Annotated in this window: 27 protein-coding genes and 2 tRNA genes; 9 read left to right on the forward strand and 20 right to left on the reverse strand. The window is 66.7% G+C overall.

Features of this window, described 5'->3' with window-relative positions; genetic code table 11:
* Positions 1-69: 69 nt before the first annotated feature.
* The 8 genes from M529_RS25860 to M529_RS25895 form a co-directional block, all read right to left on the reverse strand.
* The gene (locus M529_RS25860; RefSeq protein ID WP_021316178.1) at positions 70-906 is read right to left on the reverse strand and encodes an NADH-quinone oxidoreductase subunit C; all 837 of its coding nucleotides are present in this window, start codon (positions 904-906) and stop codon (positions 70-72) included.
* 1 nt (position 907) lies between these two features.
* On the reverse strand, positions 908-1,462 hold the full coding sequence (locus M529_RS25865) for a NuoB/complex I 20 kDa subunit family protein (protein ID WP_040599985.1): 555 nt from the start codon (positions 1,460-1,462) through the stop codon (positions 908-910).
* The gene (locus M529_RS25870) at positions 1,453-1,827 is read right to left on the reverse strand and encodes an NADH-quinone oxidoreductase subunit A (RefSeq protein WP_021316180.1); all 375 of its coding nucleotides are present in this window, start codon (positions 1,825-1,827) and stop codon (positions 1,453-1,455) included. The genes M529_RS25865 and M529_RS25870 overlap by 10 nt, the downstream gene beginning before the upstream one ends.
* A 129-nt stretch (positions 1,828-1,956) precedes the next feature.
* Positions 1,957-2,772 carry an inositol monophosphatase family protein gene (locus M529_RS25875; protein WP_021316181.1) on the reverse strand — a complete coding sequence of 272 codons (816 nt, stop codon included), beginning with the start codon at positions 2,770-2,772 and terminating at the stop codon, positions 1,957-1,959.
* 37 nt (positions 2,773-2,809) lie between these two features.
* Complete coding sequence (locus tag M529_RS25880) at positions 2,810-3,178, reverse strand: hypothetical protein (RefSeq protein ID WP_021316182.1); 369 nt, start codon at positions 3,176-3,178, stop codon at positions 2,810-2,812.
* On the reverse strand, positions 3,178-3,741 hold the full coding sequence (gene efp, locus M529_RS25885) for an elongation factor P (protein WP_021316183.1): 564 nt from the start codon (positions 3,739-3,741) through the stop codon (positions 3,178-3,180). Before efp ends, M529_RS25880 begins: the two co-directional genes overlap by 1 nt.
* 105 nt (positions 3,742-3,846) lie before the next feature.
* On the reverse strand, positions 3,847-4,419 hold the full coding sequence (locus M529_RS25890; protein WP_031294017.1) for a M23 family metallopeptidase: 573 nt from the start codon (positions 4,417-4,419) through the stop codon (positions 3,847-3,849).
* Positions 4,420-4,421: 2 nt separating this feature from the next.
* Complete coding sequence (locus M529_RS25895) at positions 4,422-5,513, reverse strand: L,D-transpeptidase family protein (RefSeq protein WP_031294019.1); 1,092 nt, start codon at positions 5,511-5,513, stop codon at positions 4,422-4,424.
* Between the two features lie 152 nt (positions 5,514-5,665).
* Here M529_RS25895 and M529_RS25900 point away from each other — a divergent pair, with 152 nt between their 5' ends.
* On the forward strand, positions 5,666-6,652 hold the full coding sequence (locus M529_RS25900; protein ID WP_031294021.1) for a serine hydrolase domain-containing protein: 987 nt from the start codon (positions 5,666-5,668) through the stop codon (positions 6,650-6,652).
* A 4-nt stretch (positions 6,653-6,656) separates the two neighbouring features.
* Here the strand turns inward: M529_RS25900 and thiE are convergent, their stop codons facing one another.
* Positions 6,657-7,343: a thiamine phosphate synthase gene (gene thiE / locus M529_RS25905; protein ID WP_021316187.1), complete on the reverse strand. Its 687-nt coding sequence runs from the start codon at positions 7,341-7,343 to the stop codon at positions 6,657-6,659.
* A gap of 83 nt (positions 7,344-7,426) precedes the next feature.
* On the opposite strand from thiE, the gene M529_RS25910 reads away from it, so the two are divergent.
* Positions 7,427-8,149: a DUF72 domain-containing protein gene (locus M529_RS25910; RefSeq protein WP_021316188.1), complete on the forward strand. Its 723-nt coding sequence runs from the start codon at positions 7,427-7,429 to the stop codon at positions 8,147-8,149.
* A gap of 19 nt (positions 8,150-8,168) precedes the next feature.
* On the opposite strand, the gene M529_RS25915 is transcribed toward M529_RS25910, so the two are convergent.
* Positions 8,169-9,074 carry a fructose bisphosphate aldolase gene (locus M529_RS25915; RefSeq protein ID WP_031294023.1) on the reverse strand — a complete coding sequence of 302 codons (906 nt, stop codon included), beginning with the start codon at positions 9,072-9,074 and terminating at the stop codon, positions 8,169-8,171.
* 288 nt (positions 9,075-9,362) lie between these two features.
* Here M529_RS25915 and M529_RS25920 point away from each other — a divergent pair, with 288 nt between their 5' ends.
* On the forward strand, positions 9,363-9,866 hold the full coding sequence (locus M529_RS25920) for a TlpA family protein disulfide reductase (RefSeq protein WP_021316190.1): 504 nt from the start codon (positions 9,363-9,365) through the stop codon (positions 9,864-9,866).
* Between the two features lie 36 nt (positions 9,867-9,902).
* Here the strand turns inward: M529_RS25920 and M529_RS25925 are convergent, their stop codons facing one another.
* The 5 genes from M529_RS25925 to tkt all read right to left on the reverse strand — a co-directional run bounded on the left by M529_RS25925 (position 9,903) and on the right by tkt (position 16,132).
* Positions 9,903-11,048, reverse strand: a complete 1,146-nt coding sequence (locus tag M529_RS25925) for a slipin family protein (RefSeq protein ID WP_021316191.1) — start codon at positions 11,046-11,048, stop codon at positions 9,903-9,905.
* A gap of 474 nt (positions 11,049-11,522) precedes the next feature.
* Positions 11,523-11,594 (reverse strand) — tRNA-Tyr (locus M529_RS25930).
* A gap of 182 nt (positions 11,595-11,776) precedes the next feature.
* Positions 11,777-12,979, reverse strand: coding sequence for a phosphoglycerate kinase (locus tag M529_RS25935; RefSeq protein ID WP_031294026.1), 1,203 nt, complete (start codon positions 12,977-12,979; stop codon positions 11,777-11,779).
* 152 nt (positions 12,980-13,131) lie between these two features.
* Positions 13,132-14,142 (reverse strand): type I glyceraldehyde-3-phosphate dehydrogenase, encoded by a 1,011-nt coding sequence (gene gap / locus M529_RS25940; RefSeq protein WP_021316193.1) that lies wholly within the window; start codon positions 14,140-14,142, stop codon positions 13,132-13,134.
* Between the two features lie 25 nt (positions 14,143-14,167).
* A complete protein-coding gene (tkt, locus tag M529_RS25945; protein ID WP_021316194.1) occupies positions 14,168-16,132 on the reverse strand; it encodes a transketolase in 1,965 nt (654 codons plus the stop codon).
* Between the two features lie 175 nt (positions 16,133-16,307).
* On the opposite strand from tkt, the gene M529_RS49885 reads away from it, so the two are divergent.
* The 4 genes from M529_RS49885 to M529_RS25965 all read left to right on the forward strand — a co-directional run bounded on the left by M529_RS49885 (position 16,308) and on the right by M529_RS25965 (position 18,075).
* Positions 16,308-16,499, forward strand: coding sequence for a hypothetical protein (locus tag M529_RS49885; RefSeq protein ID WP_021316195.1), 192 nt, complete (start codon positions 16,308-16,310; stop codon positions 16,497-16,499).
* Entirely contained in the window at positions 16,492-16,827 is a 336-nt protein-coding gene (locus tag M529_RS25955) for a cell division protein ZapA (protein WP_021316196.1), read from the forward strand. Before M529_RS49885 ends, M529_RS25955 begins: the two co-directional genes overlap by 8 nt.
* Before the next feature lie 431 nt (positions 16,828-17,258).
* A complete protein-coding gene (locus tag M529_RS25960; protein WP_021316197.1) occupies positions 17,259-17,861 on the forward strand; it encodes a 5-formyltetrahydrofolate cyclo-ligase in 603 nt (200 codons plus the stop codon).
* Positions 17,848-18,075, forward strand: a complete 228-nt coding sequence (locus M529_RS25965; protein WP_021316198.1) for a DUF2842 domain-containing protein — start codon at positions 17,848-17,850, stop codon at positions 18,073-18,075. Before M529_RS25960 ends, M529_RS25965 begins: the two co-directional genes overlap by 14 nt.
* A 77-nt stretch (positions 18,076-18,152) precedes the next feature.
* Here the strand turns inward: M529_RS25965 and M529_RS25970 are convergent.
* Positions 18,153-18,229, reverse strand: a tRNA-Asp gene (locus M529_RS25970).
* A gap of 42 nt (positions 18,230-18,271) precedes the next feature.
* Positions 18,272-19,426 carry an AI-2E family transporter gene (locus tag M529_RS25975; protein ID WP_021316199.1) on the reverse strand — a complete coding sequence of 385 codons (1,155 nt, stop codon included), beginning with the start codon at positions 19,424-19,426 and terminating at the stop codon, positions 18,272-18,274.
* Positions 19,427-19,586: 160 nt separating this feature from the next.
* Between M529_RS25975 and M529_RS25980 the strand changes: the two genes are divergently transcribed.
* Both M529_RS25980 and M529_RS25985 read left to right on the forward strand, forming a co-directional pair.
* On the forward strand, positions 19,587-20,063 hold the full coding sequence (locus M529_RS25980; RefSeq protein ID WP_021316200.1) for a hypothetical protein: 477 nt from the start codon (positions 19,587-19,589) through the stop codon (positions 20,061-20,063).
* A 79-nt stretch (positions 20,064-20,142) separates the two neighbouring features.
* On the forward strand, positions 20,143-20,886 hold the full coding sequence (locus tag M529_RS25985) for a class I SAM-dependent methyltransferase (protein ID WP_021316201.1): 744 nt from the start codon (positions 20,143-20,145) through the stop codon (positions 20,884-20,886).
* A 12-nt stretch (positions 20,887-20,898) separates the two neighbouring features.
* Here the strand turns inward: M529_RS25985 and M529_RS25990 are convergent, their stop codons facing one another.
* The 3 genes from M529_RS25990 to M529_RS26000 form a co-directional block, all read right to left on the reverse strand.
* Positions 20,899-22,233, reverse strand: coding sequence for a dihydrolipoamide acetyltransferase family protein (locus M529_RS25990; protein WP_021316202.1), 1,335 nt, complete (start codon positions 22,231-22,233; stop codon positions 20,899-20,901).
* A 6-nt stretch (positions 22,234-22,239) separates the two neighbouring features.
* Positions 22,240-23,244, reverse strand: coding sequence for an alpha-ketoacid dehydrogenase subunit beta (locus tag M529_RS25995; protein WP_031294029.1), 1,005 nt, complete (start codon positions 23,242-23,244; stop codon positions 22,240-22,242).
* Positions 23,245-23,403: 159 nt separating this feature from the next.
* Entirely contained in the window at positions 23,404-24,699 is a 1,296-nt protein-coding gene (locus M529_RS26000; RefSeq protein WP_021316204.1) for a 3-methyl-2-oxobutanoate dehydrogenase (2-methylpropanoyl-transferring) subunit alpha, read from the reverse strand.
* Between the last annotated feature and the right edge of the window lie 24 nt (positions 24,700-24,723).

Raw genomic sequence — 24,723 nt, forward strand, 5'->3', positions numbered from 1 at the left:
CTGCAACGGCAGCGCGAAGGAAAAGAGAGATGCCAGCTTCCGCTGGCATGACGGAAGAGAGGAAACAGCTCATGCCTTGTCCTCCGGCTTGGCCGTGCCCTTGCCTTCGTCGGTATGCGCCTCGGGCTTGGCCGGGGCATTGTCCGACTTCTCCGTCGCCTTGCTGTCGGTCGGCTCGCCCGCGCCGCTGACGCCGGGCTTCTCGGTGACCTTGGGCGTGCTCCCCTTCTCCTCGCCCTTGGGCGCGGCGGGCGGCGGTGGCGGTGCGGCGGCGGGCGTGGGCGCGCCGGGCGCAGCCGGTGCTTTCTCGTCGCCCGGCAGCACATATTGCGCGCCTTCCCACGGGCTCATGAAGTCGAAGCTGCGGAAATCCTGCGCGAGCCGCACGGGCTCATAGACGACGCGCTTGTCCTCCTCGGAATAGCGCAGCTCGACATAGCCGGTCAGCGGGAAGTCCTTGCGCTGCGGATGCCCCTTGAAACCATAGTCGGTCAGGATGCGGCGCAGGTCGGCATTGCCTTCGAAGATCACGCCGTACATGTCGAACACCTCGCGCTCCAGCCAGCCGGCGACCGGCCAGATGTGCGTCACGGTGGGGACGGGCCTATCCTCGTCGGTCTGCACCTTCACGCGCACGCGGTGGTTCCGCGTGACGCTCAGCAGGTGATAGCAGACCTCGAACCGCTCGGGGCGGTCGGGATAGTCGACGCCGGCGATCTCCATCAGCTGCTGGTACTGCGCCCGGTCGCGCAGCAGCAGCATCGCGTCGGCCAGGCTTTCGCGAACGACGGTGAAGCTCAGCTCGTCGGCATGGTCGACGGTCTCGACCAGCATGGCGCCCAGCAGGCCGCCGATTTCCTCGGCGATGCCGTCAATGGTCGCAATCTTCGGTGCGGAATGACCCATATCAGCGCTCAATCGTCCCGATCCGGCGGATCTTCCGCTGCAACTGCATCACGCCGTACAGCAGCGCTTCGGCAGTGGGCGGGCAACCCGGCACATAGATGTCCACCGGCACGATCCGGTCGCAGCCCCGCACTACCGAATAGCTGTAGTGATAATAGCCGCCGCCATTGGCGCAGGAGCCCATGGAAATCACATATTTCGGTTCCGACATCTGGTCGTAAACCTTGCGCAACGCCGGGGCCATCTTGTTGCACAGCGTGCCCGCGACGATCATCACGTCGCTCTGGCGCGGCGATGCGCGTGGCGCGGCACCGAAGCGCTCCATGTCGTAACGCGGCATGTTGACGTGGATCATCTCCACCGCGCAGCAGGCGAGGCCGAAGGTCATCCACCACAGCGAACCCGTGCGCGCCCACTGGAACAGCTCCTCGGTCGAGGTGACGAGGAAACCCTTGTCGCTGACCTCGCTGTTCAGCGCATTGAAGAAATCCTGGTCGGGCTGCGTCCCAGCGGGCGGCAAGGTGCCGGGCATCGGACGGTCGAGTTCTACTCCCAATCGAGGGCTCCCTTCTTCCAGGCATAGACGAGGCCGAGAACCAGCTCCGCTATGAAGATCATCATCGTCGCCCAGCCGGCCCAGCCGATCTGGTCGAGGCTGACCGCCCAGGGATAGAGGAACGCCGCTTCCAGGTCGAAGATGATGAACAGGATCGCGACGAGGTAGAAGCGCACGTCGAACTGGCTGCGCGGCTCCTCGAAGGCGGGGAAGCCGCATTCATATTCGCTGAGCTTGGCCGGGTCGGGCTTGTGAGCGCCCGTCAGGCGGCCGACCAGCATCGGCAGGAACACGAAGGCGCTCGACAGCAGCAGCGCTACCCCGAGAAAGATCAGGATCGGCAGATATTGGGCAAGATCGACCAACGGAATCCCCTGGGCGAAAAGAGGTACGGGGGCGCTTTAGGCCCGCTGCATATGCGAAGCAAGGGGCCGAGATGTGAGAATGATTCGCAACAATCACATGGGTTTGTGCGCGCTACCAGAAGCGCGCGCTCAGCGCAGCGCTCCGGCCACCAGCTTGTGCAGCTTGGAATGGATAGCGTCGTTGCCGGCGATCACTTCGCGCCGCTCGATCGGCTGGTCGCCACCCCGGAAATCGGTGACGAAACCGCCCGCTTCACGCACCAGCAGCATGCCTGCGGCGACGTCCCACGGGTGCAGGCCGCTTTCCCAATAGCCATCATATCGGCCCGACGCGACATGGGCGAGGTCCAGCGCCGCCGCGCCGAAGCGGCGGATGCCCGCGACCGAGGGGCCGACGGCACCGAAGATGCGGGTCCACTGGGCGAAGTCGCCATGGCCCATGAACGGAATCCCGGTCGCGATCAGGCAATCGCCCAGGTCACGGCGCGCGGACACGCGCAGCCGCTGGTCGTGCCGCCAGGCGCCCCGGGTCTTTTCCGCCCAATAGCTCTCGTCCGTGACCGGCTGGTAAACCAGGCCCGTCGTCACCTCGCGCTTCGTCCCGCCCAGCAGCGGCTCCTCGACCGCAATGGAGATGGCGAAATGCGGGATGCCGTGCAGGAAGTTGCTGGTGCCGTCGAGCGGATCGATGATCCAGCGCGGCTTGGTCGGATCGCCCTCGATGACGCCGCCTTCCTCCAGCAGGAATCCCCAGTCGGGCCGCGCCTTCTGCAGTTCCTCGACCAGGGTCTTCTCGGCCTGCTGGTCGGCCTTGGACACGAAGTCGGCCGGCCCCTTGCGGCTGACCTGCAGATGCTCGACCTCGCCGAAGTCGCGGCGCAGCTTGGCGCCCGCCTTGCGCGCGGCGCGCTCCATGATGGTCAGAAGGCCGGAATGGGATACCATAGCTAATCTCCGCCGTCCGCGGGGGACGGCCCGTTCGTTATTTCTTGGGAGCCGGCTTGGCCGCGGGCGCGGCGGGCCGGTAGCCGCACACGCCGGCAATCACCGCCAGCATCTGCGATACGTCCTTGCGGTCGACCTTGCCCGGGTTGGCGGCGATCACCTTGTCGGTCGCCTCGCTCACCTTCGACACCGGGTTGGCGTACAGGCATTCGAACAGCGCGTTCTTCACCGGCTGCTCGACCTCGTTCGACTGGAGCGCGCTGGTGATGACCCGCAACACGAACGCCGCATTGTCGATCTGCGCCTTGCTCGGCCGGGTCTGCGGCGCGGCCTGCGCGTGCAGCGCAGCCGGAAGGAGTGCGATCGCGAGGATCGCGGCCCCCGCCCTGCCGCGCCCGGTCCGCATCAGTCGGCCCGCTTCACATATTCGCGCTCGTACACGTCGACGACGATGCGCGTGCCGGTGACGATGTGCGGGGGAACCATGACGCGCACGCCATTGTCCAGGATCGCGGGCTTGTAGCTGGCCGAAGCGGTCTGGCCCTTCACCACGGCGTCGGCCTCGACCACGGTCGCCTCGACCGTCTCGGGCAGCTGCACGCTGATCGGGCGCTCCTCGTACATTTCCAGCATGACCATCATGCCGTCCTGCAGGAAGGCCGCGGCGTCGCCGACCAGGTCCTGCGGCAGGTTGATCTGCTCATAGGTCTCGGTGTCCATGAAGACGAGCATGTCGCCTTCGGCATAGAGGTACTGGAAATCCTTGGTGTCCAGGCGGATGCGCTCGACGGTCTCGGCGGACCGGAAACGGACGTTGTTCTTGCGGCCGTCGATCAGGTTCTTCAGTTCCACCTGCATATAGGCGCCGCCCTTGCCGGGCTGGGTGTGCTGGATCTTGACGGCGCGCCACAGGCTGCCTTCATATTCGATGTTGTTGCCGGGACGAATGTCCACGCCGCTGATCTTCATGGGAAGCGCCTGCCTGTATATCTCTGGATAGAAAAGAGCCGTCCCGGCCAGGGCCGGGCTGCGCGCGCCTCTACATCCTGCGGGCCGGAAGGGCAAGAGGGGGCCTCAGCGCGCCCGCGCCAGCAGCGGATAGGGATTGACCGGCGAGCCCCGATACCAGGGCTCGCCCGGCTGCATGGCATGAACCGCGAAATGCAGGTGCGGGGCGGCCGGATCGGCGTTGCCGGTGCTGCCCACGCTCGCGATCCTGGTGCCGCGCCGCACCCCCTGCCCCTCGCGCAGGCCGGGGGCATAGCCGTCCAGATGGGCGTAATAATAGACGCGCCGGCCGTCGGCCGATCGCTGATAGATGGTCCGCCCGCCCTCCTCGCTCCAGAACAGCTTCTCGATCCGCCCGTCCGCCGCCGCCAGCACCGGCCTGCCCCGCGCCGCGATGATGTCGATGGCGTCATGCGCCCGCGCGCCGGCCGCGCGCGACTGGGTGAAGGTGTCGGCCAGCGCGCTCGCCGGCACGCCCTCGACGGGGATCAGCAGCTCGCCATTGTCGACGGCACGGCTACCCGGCGCCGGTGCCGTCGCGACCGGCGCATCGGCCGGCACGAACCGCACGCAGAAGCGCAGGAAGGCGATGCACAGCAGCGCCGCGAGCGCCAGCCATGCCCAGCCGCGCCGTCCCATCGTCACGCCTGGAAGTGCGCCTTGACGCCGGTCTTCACCATCTGCGCCAGCCGTGCCGCATCCCAGTTGGTCAGCCGGATGCAGCCATGGCTTTCCGTCCGGCCGATCAGCTGCGGCTCGGGCGTGCCGTGGATGCCGTAATGCGGCTTCGACAGGTCGATCCACACCACGCCCACCGGCCCGTTCGGTCCCGGCTTCAGCAGCGCCTTCTTGTCGTCCTTGTCCGCGTCCCAGAACAGATCGGGATTATAATGGAAATCCGGATTGCGGCTGACGCCCTTGATCGTCCAGTCGCCCAGCGGCAGCGGATCATGCTCCGACCCCATGGTGGCGGAAAACTGCGCGATCAGCCGGTTTTCCGCGTCGAAGACCTTCAGCACGCCCTCGGACTTGTCGACGACGATGTGGTCGGCCTGCAGCTGGTCCTTCGCCACGCCAAGGCTCGCCAGCGTCTCGCCCCAGCCGCGCTCATCGCCCTCGATCCGCGCGACCGGCTGGTTGTCGATCGCCGGCACGCGGATCACGGCGCCCGGCCCGACCTTCGTGTCCGGGCGGTTGAGCGCCACCAGCGCCTCGGGCGTGGTATGAAACCGCTCGGCCAGCTTCTCCAGCAGGTTGCGATAGGTCAGCGCCGGCAGCCCCGCCTGCTGGTTCAGATCCTTGGGCACGTCGTAGAACGGCCCCCGAGCGAAGCCCTCGGGAACGCGTACCAGCCACGTCGTCGGCCGTGCCTCCCCCTCCAGCAGCGCAACGCCGGTCTTCTGGTCATATTCGCCCGTCACCGGCAGCCCGTTCGCCTCTTGGAAGCCGCGCAGCGCCGCCTTGAAGGACATGCCGTCCTTCCCGTCCAACACGCCGGGCGAAAAGCCCGCCCGGTCGAGCGCCACCTGCGCCTGGAGGATGCGATTGGGCTGCCACGGCCTGCCGCCGAGTTCCTCCACCACCGCGAAGGCGTAGGGGTCAGGCGATGCGGGGCCTGCAGCTTCATTCCTGGCCGACGGTTGCTCCGAATTCGCGCTCTCATTGGCATCGGTGACGTTCACGCTGCACGCCGTGCACAGCAGGGCGGCAAGAATGGAAGGCATGGCTTTCATGCCTTTCGAACGCACATGCCCGGAAAATGTGCCGCATGCCGACGTTGCTCTTCCGCCTCGCGTCACCTAATCGCACGGTCGCAATGAGGGAGGACTCGATCATGGTCTCGGGGAAACGGCTTTTCATCCTCCTTGCGGCGCTTTTCTGCATCATGCCCGCGACGGCCCGGCCGGATCAACCGGATGCCGGCCTTCTCGCGCGATGGGATGATGACCCGCACAAGGATTTGCGCGCCGTCATCGTCCTTCGCGGTGGCCGGATCGTTGCGGAACGCTATTTCAATAGCGAGACCGCGGACACGCTTCACGACATTCGCTCCGCGGGCAAGAGCGTGACCGCGTTGCTCGCCGGCATCGCCATCGATCGCGGGGCGATCTCCCGCGTGGAAGACAGGCTCGCGACCTACTGGCCAGTATCGCGCGGAAGCCCGGTAGGGGACGTGCCGCTGCAGGACATTCTGACGATGCGCTCCGGCCTCGACGCGTTCGACGAGGATCCCGCGTCGCCCGGCAACGAGGATCGGATGGACGAAGCGCCCGATCCCTCCGCCTTCCTGCGCGCCATCCCGGCATCGGGCAAACCGGGACTCGACTATCGCTACAATTCTGCGACCGCCTATGCGGCAGGGATCATGATCGCGGAGGCCACGGGCGAGCCGATGGCCACCTTTGCCGGCCGGACACTGTTCAGGCCGCTAGGCATCAACCGCTGGAAATGGGACGCGGACGCCTCCGGCTATACCAAGGGACAGGGCAACCTGTACCTGACCGCGCGCGACCTCGGTCGGATCGGGGAGATGGTGCGGAACGGCGGCCGCCATCGGGGAAAGCAGATCGTCAGTGCCCAGTGGATCGCGCAGATGCTGATGCCCCGGGTCGCCATCGCCCAGGCCGATCCCTATGCCGATAGCTATGGCTATTTCTGGTATGTAAAGGACTGGCAGATCGGCGGCCGCACGCTTCGCATATCCTTCGCGTCGGGCAATGGCGGCAACAAGATTTACATCGCCCCAGACCTCGGACTGGTTGTTGCCATCACCTCAAGCGCCTACGGCCACGGCTACGGCCAGCGGCGCTCGCAGGACATATTGGAAGCGATATTGAAGGCGGAGATCGACAAGCGTCTCTCTCCCCTCTGACCGTTCAGCCCAGCACCGCTCCGAACGCCGCCACCCCGGCCTTCGGGCCGTCAGGATGGTTCCACACCGCCCCGCTCACCGCCAGGAAATCGGCGCCTGCCGCCACCAGCGGCGCGGCATTCTGCGGCGTGATGCCACCGATCGCGACACAGGGCAGCTCGAACAGCGTCGTCCACCAGCTCAGGATCGACGGGTCGGGCCGATGCGTCGTTTCCTTGGTGGCGGTGGGGTAGAAGGCGCCGAAGGCGACATAGTCGGCCCCGGCCTCCCCCGCCTCCATCGCCAGGTGCCGGCTGTCATGGCAGGTGACGCCGATCTGCACCTTGGGCCCCAGCACCTTCCGGGCCTCGCGCGGGTCGCCGTCGCCCTGCCCCAGGTGCACGCCGTCCGCCCCCAGCCGCTTGGCAAGGCCGATGCTGTCGTTGACGATGAACGCGACCTCCCGCTCCGCGCACAGCGCCTGGATCGGCCCGGCGAGCGCAGCGATGGCGTGGTCGTCGATCCCCTTGAGCCGGAGCTGGAAGGCGGCGACCCTGCCGCCGTCGAACGCCTCCGCCAGCCGATCGACGAAATCCTCGCCGATCGAGGGCGGAGATATCAGGTAAAGCTGGCAGGCCGGGCGGAAGCCCCTGTCGAACTGGTCGGCGAAATGCGGGTCCAGCGCCAGCTCTTCTTCGGTGAAATCGGTCATGGCAGCGCTCTACCCGCTTTTGCCCCGGGAGGAAAAGGGGAAGCAGCGCCGGACCTTCCCGCCACGACGCGCGTTCCCGCGTCATGATCCGCATCGGCTGCTCGGGATGGAATTACCGCGACTGGCGCGGCCGCTTCTACCCGCAGGATCTCGCGGCGAAAAACTGGTTCACCTTCTACGCCCGGCATTTCGACACGGTGGAAATCAACAACAGCTTCTACCGCCTGCCGCCGCCTGCAACGGTCGAAAAATGGCGGGATCAGGCGCCGCCCGGCTTCTGCTATGCCGTGAAGGCCAACCGCTTCCTCACCCACGTCAAGAAGCTGAAGGACTGCGCCGAACCCATGGAGCGCATGATGGCGAGCTTCCGCCATTTCCCGCCGACGCTGGGGCCGATCCTCTACCAGCTTCCGCCCAACCTCCATCGCGATCTCGCCGGGCTGGAGGATTTCCTGCCCCTCCTGCCGCACGACGCCGTCCCTATCTTCGAATTCCGCCATCCCAGCTGGTATGACGATGCGGTTTATGCCCTGCTCGACCGGCACGGGGCGGGCATCTGCACCCACGACATGCCGGGATCGCCCAGCCCACGCCTTGCACTGGGTCCGGCCGCCTATGTCCGCTTTCATGGCAGCACCAGCAAATATCGCGGCCGCTATCCCGACGCCACGCTACGCGGCTGGGCGGACTGGATGAAGGAGCAGGCCGGCGCAGGACGCGCTGTCTGGGGCTATTTCAACAACGACTATGACGCCCAGGCCATAGAAGATGCCCGGCGGCTGAGGGACATGGCGGGGGCGGAATAGCCGTCCCCGCCGTCCGTCATCAGGCGGCGACCGGCGCCTTGGCGGTCGAAGCCTGGTAGATCTCCTCGATCGCGTCGCCCAGCGACGCGTCGAATTCCTCGTCGGTCATCTGGTGGCGCAGGTCCTCCAGCAGCGCGCGGCTGAAGCTGGCGATGATGCCCTTGTTCTTCGCCAGCTCGACGCAGGCTTCGGGCCGCTTGAAGCCGCCCGACAGCGCGACGACGCGCAGCACGCGCGGATGCTCGACCAGCGGGTCGAACAGGCCCGGATTGGCCGGCAGCGACAGCTTCAGCATCACCTTGTCGTCGCCCGGCATCGCATCGAGCGCCTTGAGCAGCTCGTCGAGCAGGATGGCGTCGGCCTCCGCGCGCTCGGGGCTCTTGATGTTGACCTCGGGCTCGATGATGGGGACCAGCCCGGCGGCCAGCACCTGCTGCCCCACCTCGAACTGCTGCTTCACGATCGCGGCGATGCCCTCGCGATTGGCGAGGTTGACGACCGAGCGCTCCTTGGTGCCGAACACGCCCAGCCCCTTGGCGCGCTTCAGCAGGGCGTCCAGCTCCGGCATCGGCTTCATCAGCTGCACGCCGTTCGCCTCGTCCTCCAGCCCCTTGTCGATCTTGATGAAGGGCACCACGCCCCGCTCGATCAGCGCCTGGGGCACCGGCTTGCCCTCGGCCTCGCCGTCCATGGTGCGCTCGAACAGGATCGCGCCGATCACCTTGTCACCGGTGAAGGCGGGCGAGGTGATGATGCGCACGCGCATGTCGTGGATCAGGCCGAACATCTCCTCGTCGGATCCCCACGCGCCTTCCTCGACGCCATATCCCTTCAGCGCCTTGGGCGTCGACCCGCCGCTCTGGTCGAGCGCCGCGATAAAGCCGTCGCCTTCCGCGATCTTCTTCGTCATGTCCTGATCCAGCATCTGCACATACCTTCTCTGTTATGCGCCGCCCCTCCGGCAGCGGTGATTTTCGGCAGGGGCGATCCTTGTCGCCGCGCTTGCCCGTATGGCGCGCAGGAACGGGCGAGGCCGCAAGCCGCTATCCCCTGTTTCCAACACCCTTCGGCTGTTAGCCAGTCCCATGACGCACCGCAAGAAACATCGCGGGACCGGGCCGACCGGCCGTTCTGCAAGAGCGGCGATCCAAGGGGCATTGGCGGACGCGCCGCCCGTTGCTATTTGTTGCGGGGGCATCATCCGGGGGAAGGCATGGCGGGTCGTTGGGCATGGACGGTTGCGGCGGCACTGGCGTTCGCAGTCGCAACACCGGCGCAGGCCGCGAAAGAGCCGGTGATCGACGCCCCTGCCCCACCCTTCGAACTGACCCTGATCGACGGCTCGAAGGTTTCGCTCGCCGACCTCAAGGGCCAGGTCGTGGTGCTCAATTTCTGGGCGACCTGGTGCGTCCCCTGCCGCAAGGAACTGCCGACGCTCGACGCCTATTATGCGGCGCAGCAGAAGCACGGGCTGAAGATCTTCGCCATCACCACGGAGGACTCCGTGCCGATCGGCCGCCTCAAGAAGCTGTTCGCGGTCATGAAGATGCCTTCCGCCCGGCGCATCAAGGGTGCCTATGGCCCGCTGACCGGCGTCCCCACCAACTTCGTCATCGATCGCGCCGGCGTGCTCCGCTACGCGAAGTCCGGCGCCTTCGACCTCGACGCGCTCAACGCCCTGCTCGTGCCGTTGCTGCGGGAAAAGGCGCCGGAATGAGAAAGGGCGGCGCCATTCGCGCCGCCTTTCCCCTTTTCAGTCCCTGGCCCTGAGGCTGACGAGGCGATCGAGCACCGCGTTCAACCCCTCGCCCGAGGAAGCATGCACGTCGATGCGGCCGATCTTCTCGGTCACGCGCTCGAGCGATTCCAGCTCCTTGAGCCGCAGCAGCGTCGGATTGTCCTCCATCAGCTTCGCCGTGTTGAGCAGCGAGCGGGTGGCGGCGGTCTCCTCGCGCCGACGGATCAGGTTAGCCTGCGCGGTCTTTTCCGCCTCGACCACCTTATTGATCAGTTCGCGCATGTCGCCGGGCAGGATGACGTCCTTGATACCAAGTTCCGTCACCGCCACCCCCGTGCCGCCGATCGCCGCGCGGACATGCTCGACGATCTGCCGGTCGACCGAAACACGATCGCTCAGCACCTCGTCCAGCGTCCGCCCGCCGATCGCCTCACGCACGGCGAACTGCACCAGCTTGTAGACATGGGCCTGGAAATCGGGAGTCGACAGCGCCGCCTGGCGCGCATCGACCACCTTGACGAAGGCGGTCAGCGTCACGCGCAGCGACACCTTGTCCCGCGTCAATATCTCCTGCGCCGTCACTTCCACGGGCAGCGGCCGCATGTCGATGACCTTCGCCGTCACCTTGCGCCCGATCTGCCAGTATCCATACCGGCCCGGCCCCAGCGTCTCGACCAGTTCGCCGTCGAAGAAGACCAGCGCCTCCTCCGCCTCACTGACGTTCACGACAGCGATGTTCGACAGGGGCGAAGCCACAACCGTCGTCGCCTTCTCGAACGCCACGAGCTGCTCGCGCGTCAAGCGAGGTTGCACGAGGATATCGAACGTCTCGACCTCGACCGTCTTGAGCACCGTCCAGACATGGACGGTTTCGCCCGGCCGGACGATGAACGACGCGCGTCCGTCGAGCCGGACGACCGCGACCTGCCCTTCCTCGACCTTGACGGTCTGGAAATATTCGGCAGCGATCTCCGGATGCCCCTTGGCGATCAGCTCCGCCCAAGGCGAAGCGAACATGCCGGTTGCGTCGAACAGCTCAAATTCGTACCGGCCGAGCGGATCGAAGATACGCTGCCGGCCCGGTTCGAGCATGCGGATGAAGCGGCCATCCCGGATGAGGAGGCCGCGCTGCTTTTCGGAAACAATGAAGCTGTTGTACATTGTCGCCCTCCTCTTTTGGAGGGCTGACGACAAATCCGGTCATGCCGCGCCAGATGAAGGCGGCACCACCGGCAGGGCGCGTTACCGCTCGCCTGACCCTGCGTTCCGCCGATGTAGGTTCGGAATCACCAAATTCTCACCAGCCCGGTTTGCCGCAGGGCACCATGCCAAGCGGGGAAATGCGCCGGTAAAGGAGCATTGTGGCGATTTCAAGACAGGAGAAGGAGGGTCAGGTCGGCCGGCGGCGCGTTCCCGCTTCAAGGATGGCGGGCCAGTGCTTGAGGCGGTATCTGCTCGATCGGCCGCCGGTCCAGCCGGAGCGGGACAGGCGCGGTGTCGCATTGATGACCGCCGGTATCCGCACCGGCGCTGAGCCCCTCAAAGGGTGCCGCGGAAGAAATCGGGTTTCCCCTCATCCAACCTTGGCCTGAACGCCCCGCCAGCTTCCCATCGGTTGCAAAGCCGGTTCAGGGCTTGTCGGAGCGGGATTCGAACCCGCGCCAAGTAGATTTACGGTCTACTGCTCTCCCACTGAGCTATCCGAAAGCGGTGGAATCGAACCACCAGTCTGGTTCCCAAGACCAGTGCTCACCCATGAGCGTGGTGGGCATCCTCCATGGAACACGGCATCGGCAGTGCCGCCCGCGCCCCCGGGGTGTCGGCGAGCCCCTGGGAAATGGAATCTGTCCGGCGCGGGCCTATAAAGGTGCCGCGCCAGAAAGTCCAGTTCACCCCATCAGCGCCTTGACGCCCGGCAGCTCCTTGCCTTCCATCCATTCCAGGAAGGCGCCGCCCGCGGTCGAGACGAAGGTGAAGTCGCCCGCCACGCCGGCATGGTTGAGCGCCGCGACCGTGTCGCCGCCGCCCGCGACGGAGGTCAGCTGCCCTTCCTTGGTCAGCGCCGCCGCCGTCTTGGCCAGCGCCACCGTCGCCTTGTCGAACGGCGCGATCTCGAACGCGCCCAGCGGCCCGTTCCACACCAGCGTCCGGCAGGTCTTGAGCGCGTCGCCCAGCGCCTCGACGGCGGCCGGGCCGACGTCCAGGATCATCTCGTCCGCCGCGACCTCGTGCACGTTGCAGGTGCGGACCGACGGCGGATTGGCCGCGAATTCCTTGGCCACCACCACGTCATAGGGCAGGTGGATGGTGCAGCCGGCCGCGTCCGCCTTGTCCAGGATCGCCTCGGCCGTGTCGGCCAGATCCTTCTCGCACAGCGACTTGCCGACATCGACGCCGCGCGCGTGCAGGAAGGTGTTGGCCATGCCGCCGCCGATGATCAGGTGATCGACCTTGGCGACCAGGTTGTTGAGCACGTCGAGCTTGGTGGACACCTTCGCCCCGCCGACCACCGCCGCCACCGGCTTCACCGGCTGGCCCAGCGCCGCCTCCAGCGCGTCCAGCTCCTTTTCCATCGACCGCCCGGCAAAGGCGGGCAGCCTGTGCGCCAGCCCCTCGGTCGAGGCATGGGCGCGGTGCGCGGCGGAAAAGGCGTCGTTGACATAGAGGTCGCCGATCGCCGCCATCGCCTCGACCAGCGCCGGGTCGTTCTTCTCCTCGCCCGCGTGGAAACGGGTGTTCTCCAGGATCGCGATATCGCCCGGACGCATCACCGCGATGCCGTCCACCGCCGCCTCGCCGCAGCAATCGGGGATGAACTGCACGTCGCGGCCCAGCACCTGCGTCAGCGGGCGGGTGATCTTGCTCAGCGAATATTCCGGGTTCTTCTGCCCCTTGGGACGCCCGAAATGCGCGAGGATCAGCACCTTGGCGCCGCGATCGGCCAGTTCCAGGATCGTCGGCATCGCCGCGCGCAGGCGCGTGTCGTCGGACACGCTCCCATCCTGCATCGGCACGTTCAGATCTTCGCGCACCAGCACGGCCTTGCCGCTGATGTCGCCCATGTCGTCAAGCGTCTTGAAAGGTCTAGCCATGGTCATACTCCCAAGCCCCGACAAATACCCGTTCGCCCTGAGTAGCCGCTGAGCCTGTCGAAGCGGCGTATCGAAGGGTTGAGGCGGATGCTTCGATACGGGACTTCGACAAGCTCAGTCCCTACTCAGCACGAACGGATGAGGAAGTACGCTTACAGCAGCCCCGCCACGACCCCGGTCGTGTCGATCATGCGGTTGGAAAAGCCCCATTCATTGTCGTACCAGCTCAGCACGCGGACCAGCTTGCCCTCGATGACGGCGGTCTCCAGGCTGTCGACGGTGGAGCTGCGCGGATCGCCATTATAGTCGATCGACACCAGCGGCTCGTCCGAATAGCCTAGGATGCCCTTGAGCGGCCCGGCTTCCGACGCCGCCTTCAGCGCGCCGTTGACTTCCTCGACGCTCGTGTCGCGGCTGGGGATGAACTTCAGGTCGACGACCGACACGTTCGGCGTCGGCACGCGCACCGAAGACCCGTCCAGCTTGCCCTTCAGCTCGGGCAGCACCTCGCCCACCGCGCGGGCGGCGCCGGTGGTGGTGGGGATCTGCGACAGGGCGGCGGCACGGGCGCGGCGCATGTCCTTGTGCAGCTGGTCCAGCGTGTTCTGGTCGTTGGTGTAGCTGTGGATCGTGGTCATGAAGCCGCGCTCGATGCCGATCGCGTCGTGCAGCACCTTGGCGAGCGGGGCGAGGCAGTTGGTGGTGCAGCTGGCGTTGGAGATCACGATGTCGTCGGCGGTCAGCGCGCCATGGTTGACGCCGAACACGATGGTCTTGTCGACCCCGGTGGCCGGGGCGGAGATGACGACGCGCTTGGCGCCCGCGGTCAGATGGGCGCTCGCCTTCTCCTTGCTGGCGAAGATGCCGGTGCACTCCAGCGCGATCTCGACGCCCTGCGCCGCGTGCGGCAGCTTGGCAGGGTCACGCTCGGCGGTCACGGCGATGCGCTTGCCGTCGATCACCAGGAAATCGCCGTCGACCTCGACCGTGCCGGCCCAGTTGCCATGCACGCTGTCGCGCTTGAACAGCAGGGCGTTCGACTTGGCGTCGCCCAGGTCGTTGATGCTGACCAGCTCCAGGTCATGATCCGTGCGCGACAGGATGGCGCGCGCCACGAGGCGGCCGATGCGTCCGAAACCGTTGATTGCTACCTTCGTTGCCACTGCACTAGCCTCCTCAGGGTGATGATCAGTTGTCGAGAGCAGCCGCGATCTGCGGCGCGATCTTGGCGGCGGTCAGGCCGAAATGGTCGTAAAGCGCTTCCGCCGGGGCCGACGCGCCGAAGCTGTCGATGCCGAAGCGCAGGCCGGCGATGCCGGTATAGCGTTCCCAGCCGAAGGTCGTTCCCGCCTCGATCGAAACGCGCAGCACATGATGCGGCAGCAGGTCGGTCTTGTAGGCGTCGGGCTGCGCCTCGAAATGCGCCCAGCTCGGCATGGAGACGACATCCGCGCCGATGCCTTGCTCTTCCAGCAGCCTGGCGGTGGCGACGGCGATCTCGACCTCCGAACCCGTGGCGATCAGCACGACCTTGCGCGCGGCGGTCGCGGCGACCAGGCGATAGGCGCCCTTGGCCGACAGGTTCTCGCTCTTTTCGGTGCGCAGCTGCGGCAGGTTCTGGCGGGTCAGCGCCAGCACCGACGGGCCGTCCGCATCCTTCAGCGCCAGTTCCCAGCATTCCGCCGCCTCGACGATGTCGGCCGGGCGGTACACGTCCAGGTTCGGGATCATGCGCATCGACATGACATGCTCGATCGGCTGGTGGGTCGGGCCGTCCTCGCCCAGGCCGATGGAATCATGCGTCAGCACGAAGATCGACCGGATCTGCTGCAGCGCCGCCAGCCGGATGCCCGCGCGCATATAGTCGGAAAAGACCAGGAAGGTGCCGCCATAGGGAATGACGCCACCGTGCAGCGCCATGCCGTTCATCGCGCAGGCCATGCCGAATTCGCGGATGCCGTAATAGACATAGCGGCCGGCATAATCGTCGCGGGTCAGCGGCCCGGTCGACTTGGTCTTGGTGTTGTTGGAACCGGTCAGGTCCGCCGATCCGCCCACCGTCTCGGGCAGCAGGTCGTTGATCGCGCCCAGCGCCAGCTCGCTCGCCTTGCGGGTCGCGACCTTCTGCGGGTTGGCGATCAGGCTGTCGATATAGGCCTCGAGCGAGAAGCCTTCGGGCAGTTCGCCCGCCATGCGGCGCGAAAACTCGCCGCCCTGCTCATGGCCTGCCAGCCGGCCTTCCCACGCGGCACGGACGTCCGCCCCCTTCGCGCCGATGGCCTTCCACGCGGCGGCGATGTCCTCGGGGATGACGAACGGCTCGGCGGTCCAGCCCAGGAATTCGCGCGCGGCCGCAACCTCGGCCTCGCCCAGCGCGGAGCCGTGGACGCCCGAGGTGCCCGCCTTGTTGGGCGCGCCGTAGCCGATCTTGGTGGCGCAGGCGACCAGCGACGGGCGCGGGTCGGCCAGCGCCTCGTCGATGGCGCGGCGCACGTCGGCGACGTCATGGCCGTCGCAGGACACGACGTGCCAGCCGGTCGCGGCATAGCGCGCGCGGACATCCTCGTTGCTCGACAGGTCTACCGCGCCGTCGATGGTGATCTTGTTGTCGTCCCACAGCACGATCAGCCGGCCCAGGTTCAGGTGGCCGGCGAGCCCGATCGCCTCATGGTTGATGCCTTCCATCAGGCAGCCGTCGCCCGCGATCACCCAGGTCCGGTGGTCGACTAGGTCGCCGAACTGCGCATTCAGGTGCCGCTCCGCGATCGCCATGCCGACGGCGGTGGCAAGGCCCGATCCCAGCGGCCCGGTGGTCGCCTCGACCCCAGCCAGCTCGAAATTCTCGGGATGACCCGCGCACGGGCTGCCGAGCTGGCGGAAGTTGCGGATGTCCTCCATCGTCGGCCGCGCATAGCCGGTCAGGTGCAGCAGCGAATAGATCAGCATCGACCCATGCCCCGCCGACAGCACGAAGCGGTCGCGGTCGGCCCATTTCGGCGCGGCGGGATCGAACTTCAGATAATCCTTGAACAGGACGGTCGCGACATCGGCCATGCCCATCGGCATTCCCGGATGCCCGCTGTTGGCGGCCTGCACGGCGTCCATGGAGAGCGCGCGGATCGCGTTGGCGAGCGACATGTCGGAAACTGTCATCGAGGCGGGCGTCTTTCCTGCACTGTGATAGAGCGGCCCCCTGTAGGCCGACGAATCGAGATCGGGCCTCCTTTGTCGCGTCAAGCCCGATGCGTCAACCGCAGCAGACCTTCGTCCGGCCCCACGCCGTTCAATGGCGTCTTTTACAGGCTGAAAACTTTGCTATGCCTGTGCCATGGCAAGCGACCGCATGATGCAGGCGATCGGCGCGCTGGAGCGCGCGATCAGCCGGCTGGAACAGACCGTGGCGACGCTGTCGGACAGCGCCCCACCCGCCCCCTCCACCATCGACGAATCCGCCGCGCGCGCGGCACTGCGTTCGCTCGACGAACTGATCGGCGATCTTCAGGGGAAAAGACATGGCTGAAACCACGCTGGTCATCGCGGGCCGCCACTATCCCATCCGCTGCCGCGACGGGGAAGAGGCCCATCTCGCCCATCTCGCCAGCCTGATCGAGCGCAAGGCGAGGCAGGCGCAGCAAAGCACGCCCGGCCTGACCGAAGTGCGCACCCTGCTGTTCGCCGCGCTGTTCCTGGCTGACGAGCTCAACGACATGAAGCGCGAGGCGATCGGGCGGCAGCAGAGCCTGGCGCTGGAGACCGAGGACGAGCCGGCCGCCCGCGCGGTCGAGGCGCTGGCAGACCGTATAGAAAAACTGCGCGACCGCCTTGCCGTGGATGCCCCAGGCGCCTAGATTGAGCGGGACGGGTACTGCCTGGCACGAGCTTTAGCGAACATCCCTGAGGCGATAATCACATCCAAGGGGGCTGTCCCTGGGCGGGTTCAGGCCCGATCTATATGGTCCCCACCTGACGTTGAGGCGTCAGAGGATTTTCCAGCAAACGACCGAGGCGGTCCCGTCACCCTTTGCTGCACATTTCATTTCTCCGTTCGTCCCGAGTAGGGGCTGAGCTTGTCGAAGTTGAATAGGCCGGATTGTCCCCCGGACAATCCTGAACCATCCGGGGGATGGTTAACCTATTCAAGTATCGAGAGGCCTCGCACGACTTAGTCCTTCGATACGCCGCTTCGACAAGCTCAGCGGCTACTCAGGAGGAACGATGGATGGAGCAACGGCAATCCCTCCCCTATCCTCCGCCCCGTGCCTCCTGTAAGGCCGCCCGCATGACCGACGACACTTCCGATCCGGCCGACAAGGGCAGGCTGCGCATGATCGCCCGGCGACGGCGGCGGGCCTTCGTCGCGACTCTCGACCCGCTGGCCCACCGGCTGGCGTTCAAGGTCATCCCCTCGCCTCTCGCCCGCCGTCTGCAGGACGTGCGCACGGTGGCGCTCTACATGGGCCTCGATGACGAGGCGCCGGCCCAGCGGCTCGCGGCGCAGCTCGTTGCCATGGGCAAGGCCGTGGCGCTTCCCCGCGTGCTCGATCGCCTGGGCAGCATGGACTTCCTTCCCTGGCGGCCGGAGGACCAGCTCTTCCCAGGCCTGTTCGGCACCAGCCACCCCGCGCCCGCAGGCGTGCCGGTCGTGCCGGACGCGATCGTGGCGCCGCTGCTGGGCTTCGACAAGGCGATGAACCGGCTGGGCCAGGGCGGCGGCTATTATGACCGCGCCTTCGCCCGCTGGCCCGACGCGCTGCGCATCGGCCTTGCCTGGTCGGTGCAGGAAATCGACGCCGTTCCCGCCGACCCGTGGGATCTGCCGCTCGACATGGTCATGACCGAAATCGCGCTGATCGAAGGAGACACCACCGATGAAGGCGCATGAGCCAAGCTGGCGCAAGCCCGCGGGCATGTTCGCGATCCTGCTCCTCATCACGCTCTGGGCGGTGATGGTGGGCAGCCTGTCGGGCTTCATCGGCCGCCTGCCGATGCTGCTGCAGGTGCCGGTCTATGTCGCGCTGGGAATCGTCTGGATCTGGATCCTGCCCCTGAAGCGCCTGCTGCTCTGGATGGAAACCGGCCGCTGGCGCTTTCCCTGAGCGCAGCCCAGGCATCGTTCCGTTTCGTTTAGCGGGGGTCCAGTCTTGATGACTGGGGGCCACTTTCCTGTCGAAAGTGGCGCGAGTGACGGGGCTCGAACCCGCGACCTCCGGCGTGACAGGCCGGCGCTCTAACCAACTGAGCTACACCCGCGTTCGGTGTGGAGCGGCCATCTATGCGGGCACGCTCCCCCTGTCAACCGCCTGCGTCGGGACTTTCTTCTTTCTCGTCATTTTCTTTGCGAGGGGTCACCGTCAGCGTCCCCTGCTCGAACAGGAAGCCCGCGATATCCGGCGTTCCCGCGGCCGCAACGACGGTCTGGATGATGATCAGCAGCGGCACGCCCAGCAGCGCGCCGGGCGTCCCCCACACCCATCCCCAGAAGGTCAGCGACACCAGAATCAGCAGCGGGTTCATGGTCAGCCGCCGCCCCAGGACCAGCGGCGTGACGACATTGGCCTCGACCAGGTGAAAGCCGATCTGCAGCACCGCCGGCAGCACCGCCACCCACACGTCGTCGAACACCATCAGGCCGCCCAGCCCCAGCAGCACCGCCGCCAGCATCGGCCCGAAATAGGGGACGAAGTTCAGCAGCGCGACGATGCCGCCCCACATCATCGGGGACGGCATGCCGATCACCCACAGCGCGACCGCGACGGCCATGCCCAGGCACAGGTTGATGGTGGCGATGGTGATGACATAGGCCGACGTCGCGTCGACGACATTCTGGATCACCCGCGCCACTGCAAGGGCGCCGTCGAAACTGCCCCGGCTGTTGATCGTCCGCCGCCGCAGCCGGGTCCAGCCGGCCAGGAAGAAATAGATGATCAGCAGCCCGAACACCATCTGGATGATCGCGGCGGGCGCTGATGTGGCGGCGAACTGGAGCAGCGAGCGCGGCGCTTCGACCGCCGCGGTCTGCGCCGCCGCCACCGGCCCGCTCGCCAGCATCTGCACCGTCTCGTCGACGAAGCGCTGGAGCTGCGAATAGAAGTCGATCAGCGGCGCCAGGTTCGCCTGGATCTTGGGCAGCCGCTGCGGCAGCACCCGGAACCAGTCGGTCGCCGGCACGACGATCAGCACCAGCGCGGTATTGGCCACCAGCAGGAACGCGATCACCGCCAGGAATGCCGCCAGCGCCGACGGCACCCGCCGCCGCTCCATCCATTCCAGGAACGGCACCAGCGCGATCGCGACCACCAGCGCGGCGGTCAGCGGCAGGAAGAACTCGGCGCCCGCCCGAAGGGCAAAGGGCATGGCGATCAGCAGGCCGATCCCGCTCGTCAGCGCGATCGACGCCAGCAGCCGGTCGCGCCGCCTGTTGATCTCCAGCTGCTCAGCGGGTGTCACGTCCGATCGATCCTTGAAGTCCCCTGCTGCAGATGTGCACCGACCGTCCCCCCGCGTCAATTTGGGGAAGCCATGCAAGGCATGGAAAAGGGGACGATTAACCAAATATTCGGTCAGCTCCCCTACGTCCGCGCATGGACAGGACGGCAAGAGGAAGCGCATGACCGGACGCGGAACGACGATCCTTGGCCTGGGCGCCCTTGCCCTGCTGCCGGCGGGCACGCCCGCCATGGCGCAGGACATTCGCGTCGACCGTCAGATGTTCGTGGAGCGGCTGCACACCGACGCCAATGGCCGCCCCCGCCGCATCCTGGCGAGCGCCGCGCGGGTCGCGCCCGGCGACCGGGTGGTCGTCCTGCTCCACTGGCGCAACGAAGGACTCCGTTCCGTGCGCGGCTTCGCCCTCACCCAGCCGGTGCCGCGCGGCAGCCTGCCCGACCTGCGCGATCCCGCCATGCTGCTTTCGGTCGACGGCGGCGCGCACTGGGGACGGCTGGACCAGCTCTGGCTCCCCACCCCGCTCGGCGGGGTGCGGCGCGCCCTGCCGGAGGATGTCACCCATGTTCGCTGGGCGCTGGCGGACGAGATTCCGGCCGGGGCCACCGGCCGGATCAGCTACCGCGCCACGATCCGCTGACCTTTCCCGTCGCCCTTCCCGCTTGAGTCTGCCTCCCTCCCGCCATAGAGCCGGCCCTGGTAGCTGGAGCAGATGATCAATGTCGAAGGAAGCGGAGCGCGCGTATCTCGCCAATATGGGAGAGGGCGGACGCGGCCATAGCCTGGCAAAGCCCTATTCCGATCCGCAATGCGGCATCGAACTGATGGCCATCGGCGCGATCATATCGCTGCTTCCCCGCCCGCCTGCACGGCTCCTCGACCTGGGCTGCGGCGGCGGCTGGACCAGCGTCTTCTATGCCCGCGCCGGCTACGAGGTCGTCGGGCAGGACATCGCACCGGACATGGTCGATCTGGCGGAGGAAAACAGCCGGCTCCACGGCGTCGATCATGTCGCGCGCTTCATCTGCAGCGACTTTGAATCGCTGACGTTCCAGGAGGAATTCGACGCCGCCATCTTCTTCGACGCGCTGCATCATGCGGAAGATGAGCTTTCGGCCATCCGCTCCGCCTACAAGGCGCTGAAACCCGGCGGCATCCTCATTACCCATGAGCCCGGCGATGGCCACTCGACCAATCCCCATTCCCTCGATGTGATGGAGCGCTTCGGCGTCACCGAACGCGACATGCCGCCGCGGCTGATCGTCCAGCGCGGGCAGGAGGTCGGTTTTCGCGACTACCGCGTTATTCCCATGCCGCTGGTGCTCCACGCCATATTCTACGAGCCGCGCGACTATCCCCGGCGCTGGCTCAGCAAGCGCCGGTTCCGCATCGTGCGGCGCGTCCTCAAGATGCTCTTCAAGCCGAACATGGGGGAAGGCGCCATCGTCATCATGACGAAGTAGCGCGTCCCGCCGTCAGTCCACGAACAACAACGCCGGCGCCTCCAGCACCTTCTTCACCGCCTGCACGAAGCTCGCCGCGTCCCAGCCGTCGACCACGCGATGGTCGCAGCTGATCGACAGGTTCATCAGCTTCGCCGCGACCACTTCCCGGCCGCGGAACACCGGCCGCTCGATCACCCGGTTGGGGCCGATGATGGCGACCTCCGGCCGGTTGATGACCGGCGTCGTCGCGATGCCGCCCAGCGGCCCGAGAGACGTGAGCGTCAGCGTGGAACCCGACAGCTCCTCCGACTTCGCCTTGCCCATCCGCGCCGCATCGGCCAGCCGCCGGATCTCGCCCGCCAGCTGCCAGACATTGCGGTCCTGCGCGTCGCGGATCACCGGGACCATCAGCCCGGCGTCGGTTTGCGTCGCGATGCCCAGATGCACGGCGCCGAAGCGGGTCACCACGCCCGCCTCGTCGTCATAGCGGGCGTTCAGCATCGGATAGTCGGGCAGCGCCTTGCACAGCGCGACGATCAGCAGCGGCAGCATGGTGATCTTGGGCCGCTCGCCCCGGTTCGCGTTCAGCTGTTCGCGCAGTTCCTCCAGCGCGGTGACGTCGATCTCCTCGACATAGGAGAAATGCGGGATGTGCCGCTTGGACGCCGCCATGTTCTCCGCGATCCGGCGGCGCATGCCGATCACCTTCACCTGCTCGTCCGCGCGCTTCGCCGCTCGCCCCGCCGGCCGATAGCCCTGCCCCGCGCCATAGAGCAGATAGGCGTCGAGATCGGCATGGCGGATGCGGTCGCCCGCCGCCTTCACCTGCGCCAGGTCGATCCCCAGTTCCTTCGCCCGCGCACGCACGGCCGGGGAGGCAAGAACGTGCTCCGCCTTGGAGGGGACCACCCCAGCTCCGTTCGGGCTGAGCCTGTCGAAGCCCTCTTCTTCTTCCCGAGCCGGGACAGCAGAAGGGAAAGGCCCCCCGACATCGGGCTGAGACAAGTGGCTCGGCTCGACAGGGCGACCGGCGGCTGTTTCCTCGATCACCGCCTCCCCCGGCGTCTCCGCCGCGATCGTCTCCTCGGACAGCGGCGGTGCCTCGGCGGCCGCGATCGCCTCGCCCTCCACCTCGATCTCCACCAGCATCGACCCGATCGGCACCTGATCGCCCGGCTCGCCCGCCAGTCGCACCACGGTGCCGGCCACCGGGCTTTCCATCTCCACCGTCGCCTTGTCGGTCATCATGTCGGCGATCGGCTGGTCCTCCTCGACCCGGTCGCCGACCTTGACGTGCCAGCCGACGATCTCCGCTTCCGAAATGCCCTCGCCGATGTCGGGCAGCTTGAACGTGAACAGCGTCATGACGCCTTAGTCCTTCATGATCTTGGTGATGGCCTCGCGAATGCGCACCGGCCCCGGAAAATAGGCCCATTCCAGGCTGTGCGGATAGGGCGTGTCGAACCCCGTGACGCGCTCCACCGGCGCCTCCAGATGATAGAAGCAGCGCTCCTGCACCAGTGCGGAGAGTTCCGCGCCGAAACCGCTGGTCCGCGTCGCCTCGTGCACGATCAGGCAGCGGCCGGTCTTCCTGACCGACCCCTCGATCGCCTTGATGTCCAGCGGCACCAACGTGCGCAGATCGACGATCTCCGCATCGATGCCCAGTTTCGCGACGGTATTCTCGACCACATGGACCATCGTGCCATAGCACAGGATGGTCAGCGCCTCGCCCGGCCGGACGATCCGCGCCTTCCCCAGTTCGATGCGATAATAGCCGGCGGGGACCTGCGCCTCCGGATGCCCGGCCCAGCTCCTCGCAGGCGTGTCGTAATGACCGTCGAACGGGCCGTTATAGATGCGCTTGGGCTCGAAGAAGATGACCGGATCATTATCCTCGATCGCCGCGATCAGCAGCCCCTTGGCGTCATAGGGCGTCGACGGGATCACCGTCTTGACGCCGGAGACGTGGGTAAAGATGCCTTCGGGCGACTGGCTGTGCGTCTGCCCGCCGAAGATGCCGCCGCCGAAGGGCGATCGCACCGTCATCGGCGCGATGAACTCGCCCGCCGACCGGTAACGCAGCCGCGCCGCCTCGCTCACCAGCTGGTCGAGTGCGGGATAGATATAGTCGGCGAACTGGATCTCCGGCACGGGGCGCAGCCCATAGGCGCCCATGCCCACCGCGACGCCGATGATCCCGCATTCGGTGATCGGCGTATCGAACACCCGGTTCTTGCCATATTTCTGCTGCAAGCCGGCCGTGGCGCGGAACACGCCGCCGAAAAAGCCGACATCCTCGCCCATCACGACCACGTCGGGGTCGCGCTCCATCATCACGTCCAGCGCGCTGTTGATCGCCTGGATCATGGTCATCTGGGTGGTTTGGGTGCGGGTTTCGATCACGTCATCAGCCATGACGCATCACCATTTTTCCCGTTCGCCCTGAGCCTGTCGAAGGGCTTTCCTTTCTTAAAGAAAAAAGCAGGGCTTCGACAGGCTCAGCCCGAGCGGATGTGGAGATCACGTTTTTCCTCACAGCCCCGCCGCCTTCCATTCGTCCAGCATCTGCTGCTGCTGTTCCTTGAGGTGCCAGGGCATCTCCTCGAACACGTCCTCGAACATGCTCTCCATCGGATGGTGCAGGCCATGGCCCAATATGCCGTTCTTCTCCGCCTCGCGCGCGGCGTCGCGGACCATTTCGGCCAATTCCTTGTCCATCGCCGCGTGGCGCTCCTCGTCCCAGATGCCGATCGCGATGCAATGCTGCTTCAGTCGCGCGATCGGGTCGCCCAGCGGCCATTTGCTGCTCTCCTCGGCGGAGCGATAGGCGCTGGGATCGTCGGAGGTGCTGTGCCCTTCGACGCGATAGGTGAAATGCTCGATCAGCGTCGGCCCGGCATTGGCCCGCGCCCGGTCCGCCGCCCAGCGGGTCGCCGCATAGACCGCCAGCGCGTCATTGCCGTCGACGCGCAGCCCGGCGATGCCATAGCCGATCGCTCGCGCCGCGAAGGTCGTCGCCTCCGCCCCGGCGAAGCCGGAAAAGCTGCTGATCGCCCACTGGTTGTTGACGACGTTCAGGATCACCGGGGCGCGATAGACGCTGGCGAAGGTGCAGGCCGAATGGAAATCGCCCTCCGCCGTCGATCCTTCGCCGCACCATGTCGCGGCAATCCGCGTGTCGCCCTTCGCCGCACTCGCCATCGCCCAGCCCACCGCCTGCGGATATTGGGTGGTGAGGTTGCCGGAGATGGAGAAGAACCCGGCCTCCCGCGCCGAATACATGATCGGCAGCTGGCGGCCCTTCATCCGGTCGCCCTTGTTGGAATAGATCTGGTTCATCATGTCGACGATGGGCCAGTCGCGCGCGATCAATATCCCCTGCTGGCGATAGCTGGGAAAGCACATATCGTCCCGCGCCAGCGCCAGCGCCGCGCCGATCGACACCGCCTCCTCGCCGGTCGACTTCATGTAGAAGCTGGTCTTGCCCTGCCGCTGCGCCCGGAACATGCGTCCGTCGAACGCGCGGGTCAGCGCCATGGCGCGCAGCATCCGCAGCAGCGTCTCGGGCGGCAGGCCCGGGTTCCAGGCGCCGACCGCCGCGCCTTCATCGTCCAGCACCCGAATCAGGCCATAGGCCATGTCGCGCATCTCGCCCGGCTGCGCCGCCTCATCCGGCCGGGGGGCAGCGCCCGCAGGCGGAATATCGAAATAGCTGAAATCCGCCTCGTCCCCCGGCCGTGCGGGCGGCTCGGGAACATGCAGGCGCAGCGGCGGCAGGTTGCGTCCCGCCCGTCCTTCCTCCGCCCCGGTGCCGATCGGGTCGCTCATCCTGTCTCCATGGTGCATTGCAAC

This window comes from Sphingobium ummariense RL-3 (assembly GCF_000447205.1).
Taxonomy (GTDB): domain Bacteria; phylum Pseudomonadota; class Alphaproteobacteria; order Sphingomonadales; family Sphingomonadaceae; genus Sphingobium; species Sphingobium ummariense.